The following is a 24357-nucleotide window of genomic DNA, read 5'->3' as shown; positions in this document are numbered from 1 at the left end:
ATGTTCTCCACCCTTCTCAAGCGAATTGAACTCGCTTGTACGCTGCGGACTATATGGCTTCTCTTGCCATTTGTACTGGTGGCGCTGGGTTTTGGGCTTCAACCTCTAAAATCATGGGATTACTGGTGGCACCTGAGCTTTGGCCGAATGGTGGACGCCACCGGGCAAATGCCGGTCGCGAATCACTTTCTCTACACGCTTGACGCTGACCATCCATCTTACGTGCAGCCCTGGCTCTCGCAATGGCTCTTGTTCAAGGGTCATGAATCGCTTGGCCTCGCGGGCATGCTTATCATCCGCAATCTGGGTGCAGCGCTGGCCTTTGGATTGCTGGGGGTCTGGGCCGCACGCCGCTCAGGCTCGGCGATGTTTGGTTCGATCCTCGCGCTCTTTGGAGCCGCGTTCGGATTCTTCACCATTTCCCTTCGCTCTGAATTCCTGGCATGGCCCCTATTTCTGGGCTTGATGTTCCTCGCGTACGAAGTTCGTCATTGCCGCGCAAAACCTTGGTGGTTGTTAGCTTTTCCACTCGCAACTGCGCTCTGGGCAAACTTCCACGGGACCTTTATTTTTGCTCCCGCCATGGCCATCGCATTTGGAATCGCAGCTACGCTCGACCGGACGGTGGGCTCAAAGTTTTCGGAACTTTCGGTGCACCTTAATTCCGGCCCTTCGCCCTTCTGGTGGTTTGGCGCTGCAGCAGCGAGCATCTTGGCATCTGCCCTGAATCCGAGGGGGTTTGAGGTCTATACCTACCTCTTGGCCTCTTCGAATCCCGAAATCCGCAACACCGTCAGTGAGTGGATGCCCACCACGCTGACCTTCCCAGATATCTACGGTTCGCTCTTTTGGTCCGGCGCGGCGGCCGCGCTGGTGCTGATGGTGAAGAATAATCGGCGCCTCGACTGGGCCGACCTCGGAATGCTCGCGTGGATGGTCATCCTCGTGGCAGGCCAATCACGGTTCTTGCTCTTCTGGGCCGTCACGGCGCCCATCATACTCGCCCCCTACGTGGCTAAGCCCTCCAAAGTCGTTAAAGAAACACCGGGGCTAAGTGAGCTCACCATGAACGCCATGATCATTGGCTTGATGATTTTGGCAGCTTTTGGCGCGCAACCGTGGTCGGGCCAGAACCAGCTGGCGGCGGATCTCCAGATCGCGCCAGCCAGGACGGAGTCGCCGGGCTTGGGGCTCGTTCATCTAGACACCCCGTTGGAAGCCATTGAGGCGCTGAAGGCAGAGGATCCCGCCACGCTGCGGCTCTTTCATGACCACCGATATCCCGGCTTCCTCCTCTTTCATCTTCTGGACCAGACGCCTCACCAGTTGGTCTTCGTGGACAACCGAATTGAGCTTCCCACACAGGAAATTTGGCGCGATCTCGACGCGATCGGACGTGGCGAAGAGTGGGAAAGCCGACTTGCTCATTGGGAAGTCAATGCAGTGGTGACAAGCACTCAGGAGCACGATGGACTCGTCAAAGCCATCACGGCTTCGGCCGAATGGCAGTGCCCGATTTCGAACGAACTCTGGGTGTTTTGCAGGAAAGAGAGATAAAAAGGAATTTTGCACCTCATAAACCGTGTTTATCTTCTAACTAAGGTATGAATCGTCCGAGCAGAGATAGACTTTGCTCCAGTTCCAGGTCCGATTCATCCAGTACATATGAGCAAGGCACAACGGTCGCGCAAAAGCAGCGCCCGTGTCTGGTTCGTAACTCTCGTGACGGGCGCTCTGATATACGGAGTCTGGTACGAGCTTGAAAATTCGCGGTTGCAAGCCCATGTGTTTACCGAAGCCACCAAAGATGTGGGCTTCAGGCTTGAGCACGGAGAAAGTGACCGCATCGTCTTTCCCAAGGATGGGCCGTACGACGCAAGGCTCGGCTATACAAAGATTCCGAAGGTCGTCCAGACCCTCGAGGCTCAGGGCTTCGAGGTTACACACCAGGCTCGGGTCACACCCAAGTTTCAGAAACTCACCGACAAGGGTGTGTTTCCACTCTTCGAAGAAAAAGATAGCGCGGGGCTTAAGGTCTTGGACCGAAACCGGCACGAACTCTACCGTTCCGAGTATCCTGGGCACTCTTGGAAATCGTTTGATGAGATCCCTCCTTTGGTCGTGGACATTGTCAAATACGTGGAAAACCGAGCGCTTTTGGACGGGGAAAGACCGAGCCAAAACCCTGCTTTGGAGTGGAAACGTATGGCGGCCGCACTGGCTGACCTTGGCGCCACCAAGCTCGGTGCAACCGGACGGCCCGCCGGTGGCTCCACCCTTGCCACACAGCTTGAGAAATTTCGCCACTCGCCTGAGGGCCGGACCCGCGACGTGGAGTCCAAACTCCAGCAGATGATGAGTGCGTCGTTGCGTGCGTACATGCACGGCGAGGACACAATTGAGTGGCAAAAACGCGTAGTGCTCGCGTATGTGAACACTGTTCCACTGGCTGCTATCGAGGGCTATGGGGAGGTGCACGGGATTCCGGATGGACTCTCGATTTGGTTCGGCGAAGACGTCGAGCGGACGTCGGAACTCTTGCGCTGGGGCTCGGTTGAGGAATCGGCCGACCCTGCCTTGCTCATGGAACAAGCCAAGAGTTTGCGCCAGGTTGTGAGCCTAGTTCTAGCTCATCGCCGCCCATCAGAGCTCCTCAAGTCTCATCAGGAACGCCTTCGCGAACAAACGGATTCGTACCTGAGACTGATGATGAACGATGGCGTAGTCCCGGCCCGCCTTGCGCAGGCCGCATTGATGAGCACCGTGGATATTAAGACATCTGCCAATCCCGAAGACTACGATTACGTCTCGAGAAAACTCGCGTCCTCATTGCGTGGCCATGCGCTTTCAAAGACCGATGTTGAGACGCTCTACGAGCTCGACCGCTACGACGCGACCATTGAGACAACCGTGGACCTAGACGTGCAGCACGCCGTGGAAGAAATGTTGCGAAGCCTCTCTGATTCTAGGGTCATCGAGGAGCTCGGCGTGGAGAGATTTGGCGCCGGATCCGCGCAGGACGTGATTTACAGCTTCACGCTCTACGAAAAATCGGGTTCTAAGAATGTGCTTCGAGTGCAGGCTGACACACTGGAACAGCCGTTGAATATCAATGAGCATATCAAGATTGACCTTGGCTCTACGGCCAAACTTAGGACGCTTGCGACCTATCTTCACGCCGTCAATTCAATCTTCACGCGCCATCAGAACCACACGCCCGAGGAACTGAGCGAGGTGAAGGTCGACTCTTCGGATGCGTTGAGCCGATGGACGCTCGCCTATATGTCTAAGAAGCCCGAGGCAACCAAGGAAGACGTGCTCAAAGCCGCCATGAATCGAAGGTTCTCGGCGAACCCGAATGAGACATTCTTCACCGGTGGAGGACTTCATACGTTCTCGAATTTTAGCCGGCGCGACAATCATACGCACCCAACGGTGCTTGAAGCATTTGAGCGCTCGGTGAACCTACCTTTTGTACGCATCATGCGAGAGGTTGTTCGCTACTATATGTACAACGCGCCAGGTTCCTCGCCGACCATTTTAGACGACGCTGAAGCGCCAGAGAGGCGCATCTACCTCGAGCGCTTTGCGGACATGGAAGGAAGTGCGTTCTTGAGGCGATTCGAGGCTACTTATCGTGGGCTCGACCAGGGCGCTGCGATGCGAAAACTCTACCGTTCGCGGACGTGGACGCCGAGGCAGTTTCTAGCAGCTTATCGCGCCGTCTACCCTGAAGCTGATGTGTACACAGGCAACGCGGTGATGAAAGAGGTGCTTGGGCGCGAGCTTCCGTTTGGCACGGTACGTGCCGTCTTTGATGATGTGGATCCGGAGAAATGGACGTGGAATGACCGCGCGTATCTAGCGAAGTCGCATCCTTTGGAACTTTGGCTGCTTCGCCGCAAAGGTCCGTTTGGGCAGGAATCAATGGAGGACTTGCTCGCCGCGAGTACCGACCTCAGACAACATGCGTACGAGTGGTTGTTCAAGCCGCATCAAGTGCGCGCTCAGAACATCCGGATTCGGATGGTGCTCGAGCATGATGCATTTGAAGAGGTGCATAAACACTGGGCTTCGCTGGGGTACCCATTTGATAAGCTGGTGCCATCGTTTGCGACCGCTCTCGGTACCTCAGCGGATAGGCCTGACGCGATTGCTGAGTTGGTAGGGATCATCCTGAACGATGGTGTTTCCTATTCGCGCACGAAGATTAAGGCCGTTCACCTAGCCCAAGACACGCCTTATGAGACCCGTCTCCAGCACACTGGTGGTGCCGGCGACCGCAAAATGGCGAGTGAGGTTGCGGAAACACTTCGAAGTGCACTTCTAAGCGTGGTTGAAGAAGGCACGGCGAAGCGAATTCAAGCGATTAAGACAAGACCATGGCAGATTGGCGGCAAGACCGGGACCGGCGACCATAAGCTCGTGAGTGTGGATAAGAATGGCAAACGTACCGAAGAGATTCCGATTTCTCGCTCAGCGACCTTTGCGTTCTTCCTGGAGGAGCGATTCCACGGAACGATGACTGCCTTTGTTAAGGGAGATACGGCCGGAGACTATACCTTCACGAGCGCGCTCCCAGTCACCATCGTGGGCAATATGCTCCCGTTGCTTGACCCACTTGTGGAGCAGCCGATGGATATTCCCGACCCGGATACTCAGCCCACTCTGGCCGGACTCAGGGCCTTGGACTCCGTCCAGAACCTTCCGGACGATGACGCTACTCGTCTAAGAGCAGCTCCATGAATCTCCGGCCCGCGCGGCCCGGAGGCCTGTCAGTGCGATGGACGAGGAGCGGCCGAAACTGATAGCTAGAGCCTCGCTCGTAGGCTACTTCCACCAGTTTGCCAGCCGCCAAATCTTGCGCGACCAGGTATTCGGGGACCCAGCCAAAACCGAGTCCCATCAGGAGTGCTTCTCGTTTGGTCGTGAAGTCTGAGAGGAAAAAGACACGACTCCCACCGAACATGGTCGGGTCGGACTTTGCAGAGACGCTGGAATCGTGAATGGAGAGCTCCACGAATGTTTGCAGCTCTCGGCGTGTCCACGGCGCGCTCATGTCCCTCTCAGCAATCGGATGGTCTGGAGAGGTCACAAGGACAACATTGACTTCAGGCAGTGGATTCGCGATCAGCGTGTCATTAGGCTCAAAGTCGTTGACGAGCATGATATCAGCTTCGTCCTCTTCGAATCGGTACTGAACGCCGCCTAAGAACTCCACCTTCACCTGGATCTGCGTGGGTATCTCTTCGTCGGCCATCAACTTCAGGACCCGCATCATCGGGGCCATCGGAAGAATGCCGTCGATGACCACTTCCATGCGGCTCTCCCAGCCCTCACCCATCAGCTTTGTCAACGACTCGATGCGGCGCGCGCTCGCGAGGAGGTTTCGACCTTCCTCCAGAACCATGCGGCCCTGCTCCGTGAGTCGGGCACGATGGCCCGTGCGGTCAAAAACCTCTACACCGAGTCCATTTTCAAGCTGCTGAATGGCGTAGGACACCGCGGATTGAGCCTTGCGTAACTCGCGCGCCGCTGAGGCAAAGCTCCCGGTACGGGTGATAGCCTCCAAAGCCTCAATGCCGTCGAGGTGGAGATTCATTCTGCGGTCCTTAAAACGAAAGCGGCGTCCCATCCCTGGGAAGACTTCAAAAAAGCATCCGGCTTTATGCGCCACATCTCGGACATCTTTATCAGATTTTCTGATTAAGACAAACTAAACTTTATTCTTTTTTTAGATTGTTTTGCCGCTACAATTTGCGGGCGAGTAAATTCACTACGAAGGAGCAGAACATGGATCATTTGCCACCACAGACCACGAACCCAGATAGCGCCAACCCTACTAAAATGAAGGGAATTGCATTCCTCGAGTTCTCGGCCGAGCCAGAATTCGGAATGGAAAGCATCTTCACCAATTTCGGCTTTTCCAAGACCAGCAAGCACCGCAGCCACAAGGTCGAGGCGTTCCAACAGAACAGCATCCTCTTCCTCTTGAACCAAGATCGTGGATTTGCCGGCCAATTCCGCGATGCACACGGTCCATCGGCCAGCGGCATGGGCTTTTGGGTAGAGGACGCAAAGTTCGCTCATCAGGAAGCGGTAAAGCGCGGCGCACGACCGTTTGACCCAACCGAAACCACCAAAGCAGCTTACGATTTGCCAGCCGTTTACGGCATCGGCGACAGCCTCATCTACTTTGTAGATGATCCAAAGGCTTTCTTTGAGAAAGAATTCGCGCCCCACGATGCGCCTATCGAAGTCGAGCAAAAGGGCTTTGAGTTCATCGACCACCTCACCAATAACGTCCACAAAGGCACGCTTGGCCAGTGGTCGGATTTCTACACCGAAATCTTTGGCTTCACCAAAGTTCGCTACTTCGACATCCGTGGCGATGAGACGGGACTTTTCTCGTACGCCCTTCGCTCGGCAGACGGAAGCTTCTGCATCCCGATCAACGAGGGAACCGAGGAAAAGTCGCAGATCGAAGAGTACCTTCGCGAGTACAAAGGACCTGGAATTCAGCATATCGCTTTGAGCTCGAGCAACCTGCTCTCCTCGCTCGACCAGATGGAAGGAACCGGCGTGGAGTTCTTGGACATTGACGACGAGTACTACGCGTCAGTGTTCAACCGCGTGCCGAACGTCTCCGAGGATCACGCGCACATTCGCCGCCACAACGTCCTCGTTGACGGCGACGAGCACGGCTATCTTCTCCAAATCTTCACTAAGAATATCATCGGCCCGATCTTCTTCGAGCTGATTCAACGTCGCGGACACGACGCGTTTGGTGAAGGTAACTTCGGAGCACTCTTCCGCTCCATCGAGCGCGACCAGCGGCGACGTGGCGTACTCTAAGAGTTGGCATCAGCGCGTCTGAGGCGTATACCTCGGACCATGAGCAAACTCGCCACATTTCTCGAAACCCACATGAGACCCGAGCGCAACGTGCGCTTGGGTCTTTGTATTTTGGGGAGCTTCAGTGCGCTCGCTGGCCTGAGTATTCCTGCAGGAGCAGGGCTTAGCCTTTCCAAGGTGCTCGGCGAGGACTTAGCACTCCCTGGTCTCGAAGACCTCTCGTTGGAGCTTGCGCTCGCGATTTTGGGGCTCGCACTTCTGGCTAGACTCGCCCTAGGCATTGCATTGGAAATGGTCAACGTTTGGGCGTCTCAGCGCTCTCTCAGACGCCTTCAGGTCGCGTTTCACCGCCATGTGCTGGGCCTTGGTTATCCCGAGTACCAAAAGCTCTCTCACGATAAATTGCTCAACGTGTCGTTCTTTGAGCTAGAGCGGGTATCACTCTTTAAACACGGCCTGAGCTATCGCTTGACCACGTCATTTGTGGCGCTAATCGGGGCGCTCGTCTTGATGGGTACGATCTCGTTCGAGATGTCGATCCTGGTCTTCTTTGCGGGGCCGCTCACCTACGGAGTGATGCGCATGGCCCACTCCAAGGTTGCCTCGATTTCGGCAGCGTATTGGCGGCAATATGGATTTACGCGAGAGACCTTGCTCAGCGATATCGAGAACCTCGTCCTGATCAAACTCTTCGGTCAGTCGACCATCCGAGAAAGAGTCTACGAGGCTGCCGCATCCAAACTCATGATGCTCCAGCTCAAACGTGTGAAGGTACGTGAATCATTGCGGGCTACGCGAGAGACAATCGGCTATGTGGGGATTTTAACGGTCATCATCCTCGGGCATACCGGCCTCATCGGTGAGCCGATGAAGGTCTCCAATCTGGTCACGTTCATTCTTTTTGCGGGAGTACTCACGCGGCCACTCAGAGAGTTTGCGAATCTCTACCAGGAATGGAGCGATGTGATCGGCGCAAACGAGCGCCTCGAATCTGTGCTCGGCGCTGAGTCGGAGCGCGAAGACGGACTTGATTTGGCCCGTGCCAAAGGCAGGCTTGAGGTCAGAAATCTGGAGTTTTCCTACCGCCCGGGCGAGCCTGTTTTGAGAGGGTTAAACCTAAGTGTTGATGCGGGTGAGACGGTCATCATCCAAGGCCCAAACGGGGCTGGGAAAACCACCTTTTTGTCGCTACTTTCGGGGCTATACGGGGTGTCCGATGGCACCATCTTTTTGGATGGCCAAGACATCAATGCGATGAGCCTAAAGTCGCTCAGAAGGTCGATCTCTGTAGTGCAGCAACACACAGAACTTCTGGACGCCACGATTCGTGAAAACATCATGTTTGCCAGACCTGACGCGAGCGAGGAGGAGTTCGAGCGCGCCGTACATCTGGCGCTCGTCGAAGAGTTTAGCGGTTCTCTCAAAGACGGACTCGAGACCAAGGTTGGGCGCCGTGGACTTGAGCTCTCCGGAGGTCAACGCCAACGCGTGTCCTTAGCCAGAGCCATCCTCTTTGACGCACCCATCCTTATCTTGGACGAAGCCACGTCGATGTTCGACCCGGAGAGCGAAGCGCGGTTCTTTGAGCGAGCGGCCGAATATCTAGGCCCCAAAACCGTGCTGATGGTGACCCATCGGCCTCCAAAAACAAAAATGGCCGACCGTTGGTTTCGTCTCAAGAATGGCCAGATTTTTGAGGAGAGCGAGACCTAGTTCTTCCAAGGGGCAGGCAGAATCGGCGGGCGCTGATTGCTCTGCTGCTTTCTTTGGAGCTCGATCTCGGTGGTCAAGAGAGCTGGTGCAACGGTTGAAACCGGCACATAGCCACTCTCTGCGCCGCAATAGCCATTGAACACATCCACATTATCGCTCGCTGCAATAATCTTGTTGATGGATGTCAACGGAGTTCCGACCAGTTCAACACCTCGCACGAGCGTCTCCTCGCCGGTGTCCGGATCTACCTTGTAGAGCAGACGAGGAGAGCCCTTGAACGCCTGATAGCCCCAGCCCGAGGTGTTAGTAGAGCCACCGGTGATATCGCGGATGATCAGACCGAAGGGTTTACCCTGTGCCTTGACCTCGGCCATGAGTTGTTTCTTGAGCTCGTCGTACGGGACTTTCGCAGCCGCATTTGCCTCGATCACGAGGTTCGACATGCGCGCGATGGGCTTTGCGATTCCTTGAGCGCGACCATGCCCGTTGGACTTCAAAGAACCTTCGATGGGTGATCGACTTTTGAGGTAACCCTTGAGAACCCCGTCTTCAATCAGGACGGCCTTCTGGGCAGCGACACCCTCTTGGTCATAGTGATAAAAGCCATTGAGCTGGATATCTTCGTAGTTTCGCAAGGTTGGGTCGTCGTAGACGCTCAAGAATTCAGGGAGCACGGCTTTGCCGACCCGCCCTTTAAAGGTTCTGCCCTCTTCCTCATTCCTTTGTCGTTCGCCTTCGAGACGATGGCCAATGACCTCGTGGAAGAGAACGCCGGAAGCCTCGGGGGCGAGGATTGCAGGACCGGTGTAGGGGTCGAGCACCGGAGCTTCACGAAGGGCTTTTAGTTCCTTGACCATCGCGATGGCTTCGGCCTTTAAGGTGTCTGCTGAGGGTAGACCCTTGACCTCGCGTGCGTAGAAACTACGCCCGGTATCGAGAAGCATGCCGTCTGGAGCGCGAGAGAATGCGCTCAGCTGCAAGGAGTATATCAACGACTCTTGGACCACATCGGTGCCCTCGGAGTTCACAAAATAACGCGTGGCATGAGTCAGCGTCAGGTCAACCAGCGAGTCGATGACCTCCTCGTCTTCGGTCAAGACTTTGGAAATCTCGCCCAGGGTCTTGGCCCATGCGTCGCGGTCGAGCTCACCTTTGAGGAAGGGCCCTCGGAAGGTTTGTGGCGTTTCCTTTGAAAAGCTAGGCACGTCGGTCTTTTCATCGGTGTCGTAGACAGACGAGCCACGCTTCGTCAGATAGTCGCTCACCGCCTTCTTGTACACGTCATCTGTCAGGAGCCAAAAGACGCCGCGGAGCGCTTCCGCGTCCGTGTTCAGTGGAGCTCGGCGTGCCGGCGCATAATCGGCCAGTCGAAACGATTCGCCTTCGATATTGGCAAAGTTATCGAAGGTGTAGTCGCCAACGCGAACCTCCACGTAGGCCGCACGCTCGCGGTCCACATCGTTCATGAAGACCGATCCAAATCGCGCGGCGATCGTCGTCGTAGTCTCATCATTGAGTCCGTACGCGATGAAATACGGCGGCTCGTAATCCCTGAATCGCATATCCATGGAGCGGTCGAGTTCGGCTTTGAGCGCCGCAACGATGGCATTTCGCGTGTCGGGAGTCGTGGTAGCGGTGCTCTCGCGCACAGGAGTCGCTCCGCAACCGATGAGGCCTACGGCCAACACCAGCGCCAATTGGTGGTAAATTTTCATGGGGTTCAGTCCTGATTTAGCTCTTCGAGGTTGCGTGGATCGTCGCTTTCCATGGGGCGAACCCACTCAGCTTCCCACGGGCCGCCGCCCATTCTCGAGTCGTTATACCCCCACTCGCCTTTGAGTTTGAGGATTCCGTCTTCTCGAACCATTTGAAGATAGCCGAGACCGTTAACGCTACGAGTTGCTGTGGTTTTGTCGCCTGGATCGATCCACTTGAAGGTCATTAGATTGCCATTGACGGTGCCCTCCATGGTGCCGCCGGTCTTGTAGGCGTAGATCCCACGGACTTCATCACCGGTTTGCCGAAGGTACATATGTTCAAATTGTGGCGAGAACCAAACGCCGCCAAAAGAGGCACCTTCCGGCAAGGGCTGTGCCTCAGGCAGGCGCTGTGCGGGTCCACATGCGCTTGAAAACACCAAAATCATCAGGAGCAACAATAATCTCATTCGTCTTCCTTGCTTTGTGTAGGGATACGTTTTTGCGTGTCCGGCTCTGCTTCGTCAAGTAGCCGTTTTAGAGTCTCGGTGACTTTGGAGCTCTCAAGGAGCAGTAGCCACTCACCTTCGCTGAGATACGAGATTCTGCGGCCATTGCCAGATGCGTAGGACAACTTGACCACCACTCGCCCGTCTTCCTTCGCGAGTGCGTCGAGCCGAACATTGTTCTCACTTGAGAGGATGTCAGTCTCGATGCTCTGAAGATGGCGAGCAATCCTCAGTGCGCGTTTGACCTTTTCGTCTTCATAGGCCTCAAAATTCTTGTTTCGCGAGAAGTCCACTTCTCGGTCTCTCAAGAGCCTTCTGACGATTTTATAGGTCAAATCCATTGGGCGATCTTAGCACAGCCTTCGATTCACTCTCATCCGAATCGCTGAATCAATTTCGAAAAAAATGAAAAAATTCCTCAACACTTGGTGAAATCGTCCGAAAACAATGAGGAGGGAGCAAAACGCTCTGCTCATTTTTTCAACTCTTTTCCGGATCGCGTGAGCGAGTTCGGTCAGAAATAGGAGATTCCCATGTTGGTAAAGGTACATACAGGAAGCATTCACGGAATAGACGCCCTTCGGGTGGAGGTAGAGGTCGATTTGAGCGACGGGCTCTCGGTCTTTCAGCTCACCGGACTGCCGGATGTGGCGGTTCGCGAGAGTCGACTGAGGGTTCCGGCGGCGATTCAAAACTCGGGGTATGTCTTCCCCTACGATAAAGTCACAGTGAACTTGGCGCCGGCGGACCTTCGAAAGGACGGAGCTGCGTTTGATTTGCCGATCGCCCTTGGACTGCTCGCGGCCCAGGGATATATCGAGAACAAGAGCCTCGAAGGCGTCTTGGCGGCTGGCGAATTGTCGCTTGACGGCGAGGTTCGAAAAATCCGGGGTACGATTGCGCTGGCGACTCTTGCGCGAGAAGCAGGCTTCAAAACGCTAATCGTGCCGGAAGCCAATGCCGCCGAGGCCGCGGTGGTTGAGGGCATCAACGTGATCGGTGTGCGGGGGCTGACTCAAATTGTGCGGCATCTCGACGGAACCGCTCCGATCGATGCGGCCCAATCGAGCTTCGAATGCATCGCGCTGCAAAATGCGGTGGACATGGCGGATATCGCGGGTCAGGAGAGTGGCAAACGTGCGGCGGAAGTCGCGGCAGCGGGTATGCACAACATCCTCTTGATCGGCCCTCCGGGCTCGGGGAAGTCGATGCTTGCGCGACGCCTACCTACTATCCTACCGCCGCTGGGCTTTGACGAGGCCATTGAGACCACCAAGATCTTCAGCGTGGCGGGGCTCCACTCGTCTGGGGGATTGCGCCAACAAAGGCCGTTTCGGGCGCCACATCACACGATCAGCGACGCGGGACTCGTGGGCGGAGGACTAGGTATTCCGCGCCCAGGCGAGCTCTCTTTGGCGAATCACGGTGTGCTCTTCTTAGATGAACTGCCCGAGTTCAAGCGCCGAGTACTTGAGTCTTTACGCCAGCCACTCGAGGACGGTTTCGTCGCACTTAGGCGCAGTACTTCGAGCGTGGAATATCCCGCAAAGATCCTACTCGCCGCGGCGATGAACCCCTGCCCTTGTGGTTATGCGGATTTCGACAATCGACGCTGTACCTGTTCTGCCGAGACCGTACGGACCTATCGGGCGCGCCTCTCTGGGCCATTGCTCGACCGGATCGACATGCACGTGCATATCCCTGCGGTATCTTTCGAAGAACTTCATAAGAAAGGCCAACGAGGTGAGTCGTCAGAAGAGATTCGAGACCGAGTGGTCCGTGCGCATGAGATTCAAATTGAACGCTCTGGAGTGGTCAATGCCCGGCTTGTCGGGGACGAATTGCGCAAAGCTTGTGCGCTGGACTCCAAGACGCAGCGTACACTTGAGAGAGCTGTCAACGCCTTCAATCTTTCGGCGCGAGGGCACGACCGACTCTTGCGATTAGCTCGCACGATCGCCGATTTAGACGGCAAATCGGTGATTGAAAACAGCCATGTTGTGGAGGCGATCGGCTTTCGGGAGATCGAATCGGGCTCGCACTTTAAAAGGTCGGCTTAGCGATGCGCGTTGACAAGTGCGTTATCTGTTATATGTTGCGCCCTGTCGTTTACCTATGTTCATCAACTTTTCTGAGGAGAATATCCATGATGAAGAACCTTGCTCTCGGACTTATTCTTGTAGCTGCTACTTTCTCTGTCGCTTGTGGCGGTAGTGACCCAGCTCCAGACGATCAACAAACTCAGGCAGCTCCTGAGTCCAAGACCGTCAACATGTTTGGCTACAAGTTCAACCCAAATACTCTGACGATTCCTGCAGGAACCACCGTTGTGTTCAACAACAAAGATCCTGAGAACCACAACGTCAACATCGCAGCTCTTAACCTCGACGAAATCGTCGAGCCAGGCCAGTCGTTCAGCTACACCTTCACCACCTCTGGTGAGTTCGCTGTGACCAACCGACTTGTCTCGAACCCAATGACCGCAACGATTATCGTGCAGTAATCGGGTTTAAGTGCTAGGAACGAAGGGTCTCGAAGTTCGAGACCCTTTTTTCATTTCTTGGGATCGTGAATCTCATGGAACAGCCAAATAACACACTCGTCCACTTCTATCGCGCTACGGTCATGCACGCTGACGTGTGGCGAAAGCGCCTGGATGCGACCACAAATTGGTCTGTCGTCACAACGGCCGGCCTAACCTCTTTCGCCTTCGCGACGGACAACCACCCACACTACATGCTCTTGGTGGCATTCGCGTTCAACGTGTTCTTCTTGGTGATGGAGTCGCGTCGCTATCAGGTCTACGACCTCTGGCGCGACCGGATTCGGCGCATGAACCATTGGATGGTTGCCCCGCAGCTCGACCCAAAACATCCATGGGATGAAGACGAGGTGGAGGCGGAATTGGCCCGGTTGGCGCATGATCTGGGCTCGACATTGCCTTTGATTTCCATGAAAGACGCCATCGGATATCGGATTCGCAGAAACTACGGGTTTATTTCGTTCATGGTGACGGCGGCGTGGTTCCTCAAGCTCTACGTGCACCCAGGCTATGCTCAGTCATTCTCTGAGTTGGTAGCTCGAGCCCAAACCGGCATTGTGCCAGGTTGGTTGGTGTTCGTGGTGGTGGTGATTGCGGTTGTTGTACTGATCGTCCTGGGGTTGAGTGGCCCTACAGAACGTATGGATCACTGGCTTCCTCAGAAGTCTCCGATGGAAGTCATTTTGAGGAAATAGGCTGGTCCGTCTCTCTTAAGAAATTGCGTACTTGGTTTGTTAGGTTAGAGAATATAGTACGTCCTTCCAACGAGGACAGAGCCCTCGTTGACAGACCAAAGAGTGCGCCGTGATCGACTTTTCAGTGACATATTTGCTTGGGCTTCTTGAGAAACGCGGCATGTTGAATGCCGAGCAAATCAAGCAGATACGCCATACGGAAGCCGCCGTGCGCGCCACGCTCCTCAAGGAGCGAGCAGGCGTTCAAAATCGCCGTTCGAGCCAGTTTGAGGTCAGCCCGGTTGAGATTCTGACCTCCTACGAGTTTGTGACGGCTGATGGCAAGGTCTTGGACGAAGACCTCGTAATGACGCTCATCGCCGAAGACGCGAACGTTCCCTGGGTCAAACCGGACCCGCTCAAGCTCAACGCCGACCTAATCGCCGAAACCATGACGCGCCCTTTCGCGCGGCGCCATACCTGCGTTCCGCTGCGAAAAGACGACGGCAAAGTGGTCATCGCCGTTGAGAATCCGTACGACGAGGTGCTGATACAGCAGCTCAAAGATGTGGTGCGTGCACCCGTGCAAATCGTGGTCAGTGCACGCTCGGATATTCAGCGCATCATCACTGAGGTTTACGGCTTTCGAACGTCCATCTCGGCCGCGGCAGAGGGTGCGACGAGCGGGCTCAACGTCGGAAACTTGGAACAGTTGGTCAAACTGACCAATGTTGGAGAGATCGAGGCGACCGACAAGCCGGTGGTCAACGCGGTTGAGTACCTCTTGCACTACGCACTCGACCAACGCGCGAGCGATATTCATATCGAGCCGAAACGCGAACACTCTGTCGTGCGACTGCGAATCGATGGCGTGCTCCACAATATCTACACCCTACCTCGCGTGGTTCACCCAGCCTTTGTTTCAAGGCTGAAAATGCTCTCGAGGATGGACATCGCGGAAAAGCGCCGACCACAGGACGGGCGCATAAAGACTCAGCGAGACCATCGCGAGGTTGAACTACGCGTATCTACCCTTCCGGTGGCTTTTGGCGAAAAAGTGGTCATTCGTGTCTTTGATCCTCAGGCGTTGATTCAGAGTTTGGATACGGTTGGATTCTACAAAGAAGACCTTACGATCTGGCGAAAGTTCATATCTCGACCTACTGGTCTGGTGCTCGTGACTGGACCTACGGGAAGCGGAAAGACCACGACGCTCTACTCCACCCTCAAGGAGTTGGCTGGCCCCGACGTCAACATCACGACCGTCGAGGACCCCATCGAGATGATTTATGAGGAGTTCAATCAGGTGCTCGTTCAAAGGCGCATCGATGTGACCTTCGCGGCGGCCCTCAGAACGATTCTGAGACAGGATCCCGACATCATTATGGTGGGCGAGATACGCGACACGGAAACGGCGCAGATGGCTGTTCAGGCGGCTCTCACAGGGCACCTTGTCTTCTCCACGATGCACACCAACGACACAGCTGCCACGGTGACCCGTCTGATCGAGCTCGGAGTTGAGCCGTTCTTGTTAGCCTCTACGCTTGTGGGAACGATGGCTCAACGGCTTGTTCGCCGGATTTGTTCAGGGTGTAAGACGTCCACTTTTCTGACGCGCGAGCAAATCGACCTTCTGGACATCAAGTTACCGCCGGGAACAGATCAGAAGCTTCCCGTGTTCTACGGGGAAGGATGTGTGAAATGTCGATCCACCGGCTATTTTGGCCGCGTTGGCCTCTTCGAGCTGATGAGTGTGGATGACACCATTCGTAAGCTTGTCGGGGCACGGGCGAGCGCCCCGGATATCCGCAGGGCGGCGCGTGCAAACGGCATGATGTCGTTGCGAGAATCGGCGATCAAGCGTATGGCTCAGGGCGTTACCACGTTTGAAGAAGTGATGGCTGTGACCTTCGAAGGATAGATGGTGAAATCAAAAGTTCTGATAACGGTGGCGTTGATTGTTGGCATTCTGATTACCGGAGTGCTGGTGACAGCCACGATTTGGCCCGTCATCAACGATGTTGAAACCGGCGCCACGCCTGAGTATCCCGACATCCTGCCTCAGTTTTACAACGCGGAGCCTTTGCGCGTTTATGAAGAATCGCTTGGGGCGGTCAAGTCGATGGAGAATTGGAAAGTTGTCTCAACGGACGCCCAGACTTATCAGATTGTCGCGGAACGAAGCACAAGGCTTGGCTTCGTGGACGATGTCCTGATCTACGTGGAGCCAGTCACTGACTTTGCCACGCAGATTCGTGTGCGGAGCACCTCGCGCGTCGGGCGCGGTGATTTTGGGCAGAACGCACGCAATATCAAAGAGTTTTTCGGGGCCGTTGACGAGCGAATCGGCGCCCTGAAATTCGACCCTTCTAAGGCTGAATAACCACAAACTAAGGGCGGGGAACCAATACGGTGATGTTGGCCCAAAGAGTAGAACGTCCAAAACTACCGGAAACGGTTGTCGTACCGGAGGCATCGGTGGTGCGAGTCATCACGGCCTGTGCAGATGATCGCGAACTGAAGGATGTGACGTCCGAATGTGCGGTCCACCCACTACCTGGAGTGTGAGAAACGCCAAGTGATGATGTAACTGAGACCGCCAAAGCATTTGCATCTGGGGAAGTTACATCAAAGGAATAGGTAGATTCAGGATTGTTCCCGCCTCCGCAATTTGTTCCGTTCTGATTCCGCAAAATAACACCTGCCGACCCGGGGGTTTGATCTCCTCCGTCAACTCTTACGACCGTGATCGTGGACGCAAAAGGGTCATCGCTTAGATTTGCCGTGACGGTGCCCGTTTGTGCGACACCGCGTGCACTCCAAAGGGCGAGTGTTTGCTGGTCATGGCGGCTACAAATCTCCCCAACCTGAGACCATGTTAGACCAAGTCCCTGCACACCTGTGACCTCGCGTGAATCCGTCGCAATGGAGATGAATGCCAAGAAGAGTGCGGGATCGGAGTTGTTGGTCATACTCCCCGTGGTCACGGAGTCGTTCAACGCAGAACTACCTTCCACCGTTTGAGTGATCGTGGGGGCGGTAGGGTTACACGTAAACCCATCTCCGGTGAAGCCTGCGTTACACGAACACATAAAGCTGCCGTCGGTGTTGGCGCAGGTTGCGTTGGCATCACACCCGCCATTATTGGTCGAGCACTCGTTGATGTCTTGGCAGCTATCGTTTTGGAAGGTGTAGCCAGTGTCGCAGACGCAAAGGTTTCCGGCGTCGCAGTTGCCATTTGCTCCGCATGACCCACAGGCGACGTCATTGGTCAGATTTGGACAAAGAAGCGAGATATCACGAGTTCCACATTCGTAGCCGAGTTCGTCACAAATCGTGGCTTCGCTACAACCACACTGATTTGGAGTTCCACCACCGCCACACGTTGTAGGGTCAGTGCAGTCGCCACAATTGTAGGTTCGCTGGATGTTGCAGTTATCCATCGCGGTCACGGACCCGCACGCTGCCCCGAGCCGTGTACAGAACTCCTCTTGCGATTCGGAGACACACGCACATTGGTTGTTCTGCCCTGCCGCACCGCAGGACTCTGGGTCTTCGCAAGGTCCACAGCTAATCATGCGCATGACGCCGCAATTCGGGTCCATCACCTCGATCATTCCGCATTCGGCGCCTGCCGTAGCACAAAGTGCTGCCTCGTCGGTGCCCGAACACCCGCAAACGTTGGGCGAGTTGATACCGCAGACCAACGGGTCATCGCAGGTTCCACAGTCGATGGGTACCGTCTCTCCACAGTTGTTCTCGGCCGTGGTTTCGCCACAATTGAACTCCAGGCGCCCGCAAAGCTCCTCTTGGGTCTCCGGAACACACAAATCCGGCATATCCTCGGACTGGTCTGGTTGCCCTTGATCTGGAATCTCTTGGTCGGGGACATCTTGGTCAGTCGTGACATCGCCGTCGGTAGCCATGTCCGGCTCATCCGTTCGAATCCAAAGTCCGTCCTGACAAATTCGGCCATTGACGACCTCACCCTCAGAGTCACAGGTGATCCCGGCAGGGGTATCAAATGAACACGCACCGAGGGTAATGGTGGCCAAGAGGTATAAAACACGCTTCATGGGGTTCGACCTTAAGTAGATAGTTCTTTTGGAGCTCAGCTTGCCAACATCCTAGCAGGGATCTCTTGAATACAAAATGCTTACGCACCCGACTAAGGCCCTCGAAGCTCGAGCACCATCGACGCCCAATTGCGCCACTGCGAGAGAGTTCCGCTCACGGTGACATCGGCTGTGGAGATGTTCTCTTGCGTCATGATGCCGTGCCTGGTGTTTTGAGTTCCGACCTCTTGAATCTCAGTCCATCCGGTACCGGGTCCGTGGTCTCCGCCACGCGTTGTTGTGGCGGCCAGAAGCAGCGAGGACGCGCTCTGCGGTGTGTATGTCCATGAATAGGAGTTCCCTGGCACACCGAAGGCACACCCTCCATTCGCGCTGCTCGACGAGGCCTGCCCCGCAAGAGTGGCCACGTTAGCGACTTGAACCACAGACGCGGCAACGCCAAACGGATCCCCAGAGAGCTCGATATCGATATCGCCTCCCATCGTGTTTCCACGCCCGCTCCAGACTTCGAGGCGCTCATTCGAGGTTCCATTGCACTGCTCGATGATTCGCGTCCAGGTCAGACCAAGTCCGTCCACTGTGTCTACGGTTCGGGTCAATGTGTCCAATGAGATCACCACAAAATATGCGTCGCCCGAGGTATTGGAGCCCACATTTTCTACCCTCACCTGCTCATCATTTGAGACGCCGTCCCAGGTGCCTATCACGGTCGGGAAGACCCGCTCGCAATTGATGCCGTCGCCCGCAAAACCTGGCGCACATGCGCATTCAAACGAACCCGGCGTGTTGGTGCAGATCGCGTTGGCGTCGCATGTGTTCGTTCCCAGCGTACATTCATCGATATCCTGACACTCTCCCCCGCTCGCCTCGAATCCCGAAGGACAAAGGCATTGTTGGTTGTTACAGGTGCCGCCTGTGCAGGAGCCACAATTGACCGTGTTGAAGTTGGAACACCCGGTGGCGCTCACAGTCCCGCATTGAGCCCCGGAGGCCTCACAGATGATTTCGGCATCGCAAGCACAGACATTTGGCGTTTCAGCACCGCACGACTCTTGGCCGAGGCACACGCCACAATCGTAAGTTCTGATGATGCCACATGCGTCAAAATCGGTGACGTTGCCGCAATTCTTACCTAGCCGCTGGCAAAAGTCTGCGGGTTCTTCCGTGCAGCCACACGAGTTCGGGGTCCCGCCTCCGCCGCACGTCTCAAGGCCAGCGCAATCTCCACAATTGACCTGACGGGTTTCTCCGCAAGTATCGTCGAGCACCGTAATCGAGCCACATTCGGCCGCTGCTTCGTCACAGAGCTCGGTGTCGCTGGCCCCTACACAGGCGCACACATTTGGGGTTCCGCCAGCTCCACACTCGAGTGGAGCGGCACAATCCCCGCAATTCACCGGAACCGTGTCGCCACAGTTGTTGACGAGTTGAGTGTCTCCGCAATTGAGGCCCTGCGACTGGCAAAGGGTCTGGGGCGAGAACGGAACACAGCTATCCGGCATATCCTCCATGTCCGTCATGTCTTCCATGTCCGACATATCGTTTGGCGCGACCATATCTGGCAAATCGGCCATATCCGATTCGGGCATATCGCCTTCTGACGAATCTCCCTGGTCAAAACCAAGGTCTGGACCATCTTGGTCGAGGGAAAAGTCATCCCCCGCATCCTCTATGGGTGTGGTGGGGTCTACCGGCGTCCACACGCCGTCTTTGCAGATGCGCGCGCCATCGCGCTGGCCCTCGGAATCGCACAACACGCCTCCAAGCGGCTCAAACGAACATCCGCTAAAAACCAGCAAAATCAGCCAAATAAACAATCGCATAACGTTCACTTTTTGAAGTCTTCGCAAAACATCATACCGAGTGATCTCTCTTGAATCGACCATGATCGTCAAATCGGCTATCACGGTGCTTATGAATGAAAATGCTCGCGAATCTATCGACGCCCTCGTAGCGAGGAGTGTGCCTTACACAGATTTCACTCCCGAGGTGATGGCAGAAGTGCAGCACCTTCTGAGTCACCATGGAATCGACGACCCAACGCTCGGAGACATGAGGGAGATGGCCTTCGTGACGATCGACAACGAGGACACGCGCGACCTCGACCAAGCGCTCTTTGTAGAACGTCTGGTCAACGGCTGGCGCGTGTTCTACGCGTTGGCAGACGCGTCGTTCTACGTGCGGCCAGGCACCGCCATCTGGGAAGAGGCACTGCGGAGAGGCACCAGCCTCTATCTACCTGATCGTGTGATTCCGATGCTGCCTTTTGAGCTCTCCGAAGGCTTGATTTCGCTGAATCCAAAGGTCGATCGCCGTGCGTTGGTCTTTGAGATCGATGTGGATGACACAGGTCACGTGGGAAGTGTTGAGGTTAAACGGGCGAGAATCCACTCGAAGGCGAAGCTATCGTACGACGGGGTTCAACGCTTCCTGGACCAAGACGACGGCCACGCGTGGGATTCGGAGCCATGGGCGGACTCTTTGAGGGAGCTCAAGGCCGTGGCCCTGGCCAGAATTGAAGCGGCTCGGGACCGAGACGCTCTCGAGTTCGACCGTTTTGATCTGAATCTAAGCGTCGATCCGAGCGGTCAGAAAATGCTCATGGTCGCCAGGCAGCGAAATGACGTTGAGCGCTACAACGAACAGATAAGCCTGCTGACTAATATGGAAGGTGCGCGACTTCTTCATGAAAAGGCTGGGCCTACAAACTCCATCCAGTCAGTGTTTAGGGTGCATCTCCCGCCGATCTCTGAGCGACTGAGGAATCTGAGAAAGACACTTCGCGAGTTGGCGGATGCACATCATTTGGACGATTCATGGACGTGGCAGAAATCTGAATCTCTCTCCGAATTCCTCGCGAGACTTCCGGGTGAGCCTGAGTATGCGCGGCTGCGAGCCGCGATCGAACGTCAGGTTCGCGCAGCAAATCGTTCATCGCATTTTTCGCCGCATGCTGGGCCACATTTTGCGCTGGGCGTCGATCATTACGCGCGCTTCACGGCCCCCATGCGCGAGATAGTCGGCATTTTTACACACAAAGAATTACTCGAAGGGCTCGGCATGGAGCGTGCCGAAGACAATCTTGCGGACGAAGCGTTGCGCGAACTTGTGATTCAGGCGGCGCATGAGGGGAACACGCGCCAAAAGACGGTGGATAAAGAGTCCACGCTCTTTGCGATTCAGCAAGAACTTTTGGGAGATTTGGAGCTCGACCTGCAGCAGAGACCTATGCGCGTAGGAACGATCGTAGCCATCCGTTCCACGCGAATGTACGTACTCCTCGACGGCCTTCCGATGGAGGTCAAGGTCTATACGGAATGCCTCGAAGAGTATCTCGGTGAGCCATTTGAGGCATCAGACGTGGCCTTGAGCTCGCCGAGTTTCAGGTTCCGGCTCGGCCAAGAGGTAAAACTCAGGACTCAGGCCTGGGATCAGAACAAACGGCGAGTCGTCTTGGTCCCAGTTTCACCCGATTGACGCGCTTCCATCCACGGGCTCGTCCCAATTCAGATTGGGCCCGACTGGGACAATGCGAGTGGGGTTAATCATCGGGTGGGACTCGAAGTAGTGGTGCTTGATATGTTTGAAGTTCACCGTCTGCTTGATGAGCGGGTTTTGATAGATGCGCCGCACATAGGGCCATAGGTTCTGGTAATCGTTCAAGGCTTTGATATTGCATTTGAAATGGTACTGATAGACCGGATCAAATCGCACGAGAGTTGTGAACATGCAGATGTCCGCTTCGGTGAATTTATCCCCACAGAGCCACGGTTGTTTGCCGAGCACTTCATCCCAGTGGTCTAGCGCCTTGAAGACCTCGTGAACTGCCTCTTCGTAGGCCTTTTGAGTGGTAGCAAAACCAGCCCGATACACCCCATTGTTGATGGGCTCATAGATCGCGGTGATCGCCTCATCAATGCTAGGGATGAGGTCGTCAGGCGCGAGGTCAATTTCGCGGATCGCTTGTTCCTCAAAATTCTTTGAGAACATCCGTAGGATCTCGCGCGACTCGTTGTTCACGATCGTCTTTTCCATGGTGTCGTAAAGCACCGGGACGGTGACTCGACCCGTGTAGTCGGAATCCGCCCGCTTGTAGACATCGCGAAGGAATTGGCTTCCGAAGAGGATATCGCCCTGGGTGCCGTCGGTCTTGTCGAAGGTCCAGCCGTCATCGCCCATAAAATAATGAACCACTGAGACATCGATGGCGTGATGGAGGCCCTTGAGGGCCCGCGCGATCAGCGTACGGTGGGCCCAAGGACAGGCGTAGGAAACGTAGAGGTGGTAGCGGCCTTCGGCTGCCGGGAACCGATCGTCCCCGATACGCCCTCGAAACTGGGTCTCGGGCCGCTTGAACCGACCTTCTTCGTCGGGCTCGTACCAATCCGTCCGCCATTGTCCTTCGTGCATGTATCCCATTTCAAATCCTTGTCTTTGTTTCGAAAATACTCATTTGTCGCCCTTAGGATGCCACGTAGACGCGATTTGATTCCGAAACCGGAGAGCTTGCATCTCATCGGAGTCATGTGGAGCTTGATTGACGCAACGCATCATCAAGGTTATCGACTCCACGAGCAGTTGATGGAGCGCAGAATGCCAACACGTAAAGAGATGTGGGAAAAGCTTGGTGAAGATGTTGATGTCTTGATCATTGGTGGTGGAATCAACGGCGCAGGAATCGCGCGAGACGCGAGCCGGCGCGGCTTAAAGGTGTGCGTCGTCGAGCAAAAGGACCTCGCCTACGGGACCTCGTCGAGGTCGTCGAAACTTGTGCACGGCGGGCTGAGATACCTTGAGCAGCTCGAGTTTGCGCTCGTGTTTGAGTCGGTCTCTGAGCGCCGCATTCTACTTGATATTGCGCCTCACCTGGTCAACCCGCTCGGCTTTCTTTTCCCCGTTTACAAAGGCTCGAGGCGCGGCATTCACACGATCAATGCGGGTATGTGGATCTATGAGGGTTTGAGCCTTTTCCGCACGCCGAAACGCCACCGCCTCTTGAAGCGAGCTGACGTCAAAAAGGAGGAGCCCGCGCTTCGAAACGAAGAGCTTCAAGGCGCCCCGCTTTACTACGATTGCTCCACGGATGACGCGCGCCTGACGCTTGAGTCGGCGCTCGATGCGGTAGAACACGGAGCGATCGTTGCGACATGGGCGCGGTGTGAGGAGTTTATCTTTGGTGAATCTGGGAAGATTGAAGGTGCCCGTGTGCGAGACCAGTTTACCGGCGCGACCAAAGAGATTCGGGCATCGGTCACGATCAACGCTACTGGTCCGTGGACAGACCACCTCTTGAGTATGGCCTCGACCAAACCGAGCGAAGTTCTTCGTCCAACCAAAGGCGTTCATATCGTCGTCGATTCGAGCCGGCTCCCCGTGAACAACGCGGTCGTCTGCTTCCACCCTGAAGATAAACGCGTGCTCTTCGCCATTCCCTGGGGTGAGCAAACGTATATCGGGACCACAGATACAGACTACGAAGGCGATCCTGGCGACGTCTACGCAACCCTTGAGGACGTGGACTATCTGATCGACGCGTCGAATCACTACTTCCCCGAGCACCAGATTTCGCGCGACGACGTGATCTCCACTTGGGCGGGCTTGCGACCGCTGATTCGGCAAGGTGGAGTTTCGGAAAGCGCTGTTTCTCGCGAACACGAGATTCTGATCTCGGAGCAAGGGCTGATCACCATCGCCGGCGGCAAGCTCACGACCTACCGACGCATGTCCGCTGAAGTTGTGGATACGGCAGTCAAGATGCTCAGAATGAGCGGCAAGTTGAAGGAAAAACTCAAAGCGGCTCATACAGATACTGAGCCTTTGCCTGGCGCGGTCGGCTGGCCCGAGGACGATGACCACCAAAGTGTAACCACTCAGGTCCTCGAGAAGTCAGGCGGACACCTCTCGGCTGAGAGCGCGCGGCTCCTCGCCAATACTTATGGAATGAGGGCGTTGGACGTCGCGGCACTAGTGGCCGACAAGCCTGAGCTTGCGAAGCCGATGGTACAAGGACGACCTGAAGTTTATGCGCAGATCGACTACGCCGTGAACCACGAGCTCGCGGCGACCCTGACCGATATGTTGATCCAACGCACTCAGATTTTCTACCGCGCAAAGGACCAGGGAATTGGCGACGCGCCAAAAGTTGCAGCGCATATGGGCGGTTTGCTCGGCTGGAGCCCCGAAGATATCGAGCGCAATGTCGCCCAGTATCAACACGATGTGAGTTTGTCTCGAGCGTGGCTTGACGCTTGCCTTTAGCCGACGGTGCGCTATGTTCCAGACGACTGGAAC

At 55.6% G+C, this 24357-nt stretch carries 18 protein-coding genes; 11 read left to right on the top strand and 7 right to left on the bottom strand.

What is annotated here, in order from left to right:
• Together FRD01_RS21560 and FRD01_RS21555 are read left to right on the top strand one after the other, a co-directional pair.
• A complete protein-coding gene (locus FRD01_RS21560; RefSeq protein ID WP_146963004.1) occupies window positions 1-1557 on the top strand; it encodes a hypothetical protein in 1557 nt (518 codons plus the stop codon).
• A 108-nt stretch (window positions 1558-1665) separates the two neighbouring features.
• Entirely contained in the window at window positions 1666-4746 is a 3081-nt protein-coding gene (locus tag FRD01_RS21555) for a transglycosylase domain-containing protein (protein WP_146963003.1), read from the top strand.
• Here FRD01_RS21555 and FRD01_RS21550 read toward each other — a convergent pair.
• A complete protein-coding gene (locus FRD01_RS21550) occupies window positions 4721-5602 on the bottom strand; it encodes a LysR family transcriptional regulator (protein ID WP_146963002.1) in 882 nt (293 codons plus the stop codon). The genes FRD01_RS21555 and FRD01_RS21550 overlap by 26 nt on opposite strands.
• Window positions 5603-5793: 191 nt before the next feature.
• Here FRD01_RS21550 and hppD point away from each other — a divergent pair, with 191 nt between their 5' ends.
• Together hppD and FRD01_RS21540 are read left to right on the top strand one after the other, a co-directional pair.
• On the top strand, window positions 5794-6855 hold the full coding sequence (hppD, locus tag FRD01_RS21545) for a 4-hydroxyphenylpyruvate dioxygenase (RefSeq protein ID WP_146963001.1): 1062 nt from the start codon (window positions 5794-5796) through the stop codon (window positions 6853-6855).
• Between the two features lie 72 nt (window positions 6856-6927).
• Window positions 6928-8568, top strand: a complete 1641-nt coding sequence (locus FRD01_RS21540; protein WP_249755819.1) for an ABC transporter ATP-binding protein — start codon at window positions 6928-6930, stop codon at window positions 8566-8568.
• Here FRD01_RS21540 and FRD01_RS21535 read toward each other — a convergent pair.
• From FRD01_RS21535 to FRD01_RS21525, 3 genes are read right to left on the bottom strand one after another with little or no spacing between them, the layout of a single operon-like run.
• On the bottom strand, window positions 8565-10283 hold the full coding sequence (locus tag FRD01_RS21535) for a TldD/PmbA family protein (RefSeq protein WP_146962999.1): 1719 nt from the start codon (window positions 10281-10283) through the stop codon (window positions 8565-8567). The genes FRD01_RS21540 and FRD01_RS21535 overlap by 4 nt on opposite strands.
• Window positions 10284-10288: 5 nt before the next feature.
• Complete coding sequence (locus FRD01_RS21530) at window positions 10289-10735, bottom strand: hypothetical protein (protein ID WP_146962998.1); 447 nt, start codon at window positions 10733-10735, stop codon at window positions 10289-10291.
• A complete protein-coding gene (locus FRD01_RS21525) occupies window positions 10732-11115 on the bottom strand; it encodes a hypothetical protein (protein WP_146962997.1) in 384 nt (127 codons plus the stop codon). The genes FRD01_RS21530 and FRD01_RS21525 overlap by 4 nt, the downstream gene beginning before the upstream one ends.
• Before the next feature lie 192 nt (window positions 11116-11307).
• Here FRD01_RS21525 and FRD01_RS21520 point away from each other — a divergent pair, with 192 nt between their 5' ends.
• The 5 genes from FRD01_RS21520 (at window position 11308) to FRD01_RS21500 (ending at window position 16373) form a co-directional block, all read left to right on the top strand.
• Window positions 11308-12834 carry a YifB family Mg chelatase-like AAA ATPase gene (locus FRD01_RS21520; RefSeq protein ID WP_146962996.1) on the top strand — a complete coding sequence of 509 codons (1527 nt, stop codon included), beginning with the start codon at window positions 11308-11310 and terminating at the stop codon, window positions 12832-12834.
• An 86-nt stretch (window positions 12835-12920) separates the two neighbouring features.
• On the top strand, window positions 12921-13277 hold the full coding sequence (locus tag FRD01_RS21515) for a cupredoxin domain-containing protein (protein WP_249755818.1): 357 nt from the start codon (window positions 12921-12923) through the stop codon (window positions 13275-13277).
• 74 nt (window positions 13278-13351) lie between these two features.
• Window positions 13352-14011: a DUF2270 domain-containing protein gene (locus FRD01_RS21510; protein WP_146962994.1), complete on the top strand. Its 660-nt coding sequence runs from the start codon at window positions 13352-13354 to the stop codon at window positions 14009-14011.
• Window positions 14012-14120: 109 nt separating this feature from the next.
• Entirely contained in the window at window positions 14121-15911 is a 1791-nt protein-coding gene (locus FRD01_RS21505) for a GspE/PulE family protein (protein WP_249755817.1), read from the top strand.
• Complete coding sequence (locus tag FRD01_RS21500) at window positions 15912-16373, top strand: DUF1499 domain-containing protein (protein ID WP_146962993.1); 462 nt, start codon at window positions 15912-15914, stop codon at window positions 16371-16373.
• A gap of 7 nt (window positions 16374-16380) precedes the next feature.
• Here FRD01_RS21500 and FRD01_RS21495 read toward each other — a convergent pair whose 3' ends face one another.
• Window positions 16381-18066: a calcium-binding EGF-like domain-containing protein gene (locus tag FRD01_RS21495; RefSeq protein ID WP_146962992.1), complete on the bottom strand. Its 1686-nt coding sequence runs from the start codon at window positions 18064-18066 to the stop codon at window positions 16381-16383.
• A 92-nt stretch (window positions 18067-18158) separates the two neighbouring features.
• Window positions 18159-19889 carry a calcium-binding EGF-like domain-containing protein gene (locus FRD01_RS21490; protein ID WP_249755816.1) on the bottom strand — a complete coding sequence of 577 codons (1731 nt, stop codon included), beginning with the start codon at window positions 19887-19889 and terminating at the stop codon, window positions 18159-18161.
• 61 nt (window positions 19890-19950) lie between these two features.
• Here FRD01_RS21490 and FRD01_RS21485 point away from each other — a divergent pair, with 61 nt between their 5' ends.
• A complete protein-coding gene (locus tag FRD01_RS21485; RefSeq protein WP_146962991.1) occupies window positions 19951-21543 on the top strand; it encodes a ribonuclease catalytic domain-containing protein in 1593 nt (530 codons plus the stop codon).
• On the opposite strand, the gene FRD01_RS21480 is transcribed toward FRD01_RS21485, so the two are convergent.
• Complete coding sequence (locus FRD01_RS21480) at window positions 21532-22485, bottom strand: glutathione S-transferase family protein (RefSeq protein WP_146962990.1); 954 nt, start codon at window positions 22483-22485, stop codon at window positions 21532-21534. The two genes, FRD01_RS21485 and FRD01_RS21480, sit on opposite strands and share 12 nt — an antisense overlap.
• A gap of 174 nt (window positions 22486-22659) precedes the next feature.
• Here FRD01_RS21480 and glpD point away from each other — a divergent pair, with 174 nt between their 5' ends.
• Window positions 22660-24324 (top strand): glycerol-3-phosphate dehydrogenase, encoded by a 1665-nt coding sequence (glpD, locus tag FRD01_RS21475; protein WP_249755815.1) that lies wholly within the window; start codon window positions 22660-22662, stop codon window positions 24322-24324.
• The last annotated feature ends 33 nt before the right edge of the window (window positions 24325-24357 follow it).

The sequence above is a fragment of the Microvenator marinus genome (assembly GCF_007993755.1).
Taxonomy (GTDB): Bacteria; Myxococcota_A; Bradymonadia; order Bradymonadales; family Bradymonadaceae; genus Allomicrovenator; species Allomicrovenator marinus.
The sequence above is the reverse complement of the archived record's forward strand: the minus strand, read 5'-3'. Positions and strand labels throughout refer to the sequence as shown.

What these genes read in the sequence shown, in the direction of transcription:
- FRD01_RS21560 (WP_146963004.1), top strand. Translation starts at nt 1, where the DNA reads ATGTTCTCCACCCTTCTCAAGCGAATTGAACTCGCTTGTACGCTGCGG.
- FRD01_RS21555 (WP_146963003.1), top strand. Translation starts at nt 1,666, where the DNA reads ATGAGCAAGGCACAACGGTCGCGCAAAAGCAGCGCCCGTGTCTGGTTC.
- FRD01_RS21550 (WP_146963002.1), bottom strand. Translation starts at nt 5,602, where the DNA reads ATGAATCTCCACCTCGACGGCATTGAGGCTTTGGAGGCTATCACCCGT.
- hppD (WP_146963001.1), top strand. Translation starts at nt 5,794, where the DNA reads ATGGATCATTTGCCACCACAGACCACGAACCCAGATAGCGCCAACCCT.
- FRD01_RS21540 (WP_249755819.1), top strand. Translation starts at nt 6,928, where the DNA reads ATGAGACCCGAGCGCAACGTGCGCTTGGGTCTTTGTATTTTGGGGAGC.
- FRD01_RS21535 (WP_146962999.1), bottom strand. Translation starts at nt 10,283, where the DNA reads ATGAAAATTTACCACCAATTGGCGCTGGTGTTGGCCGTAGGCCTCATC.
- FRD01_RS21530 (WP_146962998.1), bottom strand. Translation starts at nt 10,735, where the DNA reads ATGAGATTATTGTTGCTCCTGATGATTTTGGTGTTTTCAAGCGCATGT.
- FRD01_RS21525 (WP_146962997.1), bottom strand. Translation starts at nt 11,115, where the DNA reads ATGGATTTGACCTATAAAATCGTCAGAAGGCTCTTGAGAGACCGAGAA.
- FRD01_RS21520 (WP_146962996.1), top strand. Translation starts at nt 11,308, where the DNA reads ATGTTGGTAAAGGTACATACAGGAAGCATTCACGGAATAGACGCCCTT.
- FRD01_RS21515 (WP_249755818.1), top strand. Translation starts at nt 12,921, where the DNA reads ATGATGAAGAACCTTGCTCTCGGACTTATTCTTGTAGCTGCTACTTTC.
- FRD01_RS21510 (WP_146962994.1), top strand. Translation starts at nt 13,352, where the DNA reads ATGGAACAGCCAAATAACACACTCGTCCACTTCTATCGCGCTACGGTC.
- FRD01_RS21500 (WP_146962993.1), top strand. Translation starts at nt 15,912, where the DNA reads ATGGTGAAATCAAAAGTTCTGATAACGGTGGCGTTGATTGTTGGCATT.
- FRD01_RS21495 (WP_146962992.1), bottom strand. Translation starts at nt 18,066, where the DNA reads ATGAAGCGTGTTTTATACCTCTTGGCCACCATTACCCTCGGTGCGTGT.
- FRD01_RS21490 (WP_249755816.1), bottom strand. Translation starts at nt 19,889, where the DNA reads ATGCGATTGTTTATTTGGCTGATTTTGCTGGTTTTTAGCGGATGTTCG.
- FRD01_RS21485 (WP_146962991.1), top strand. Translation starts at nt 19,951, where the DNA reads ATGATCGTCAAATCGGCTATCACGGTGCTTATGAATGAAAATGCTCGC.
- FRD01_RS21480 (WP_146962990.1), bottom strand. Translation starts at nt 22,485, where the DNA reads ATGGGATACATGCACGAAGGACAATGGCGGACGGATTGGTACGAGCCC.
- glpD (WP_249755815.1), top strand. Translation starts at nt 22,660, where the DNA reads ATGCCAACACGTAAAGAGATGTGGGAAAAGCTTGGTGAAGATGTTGAT.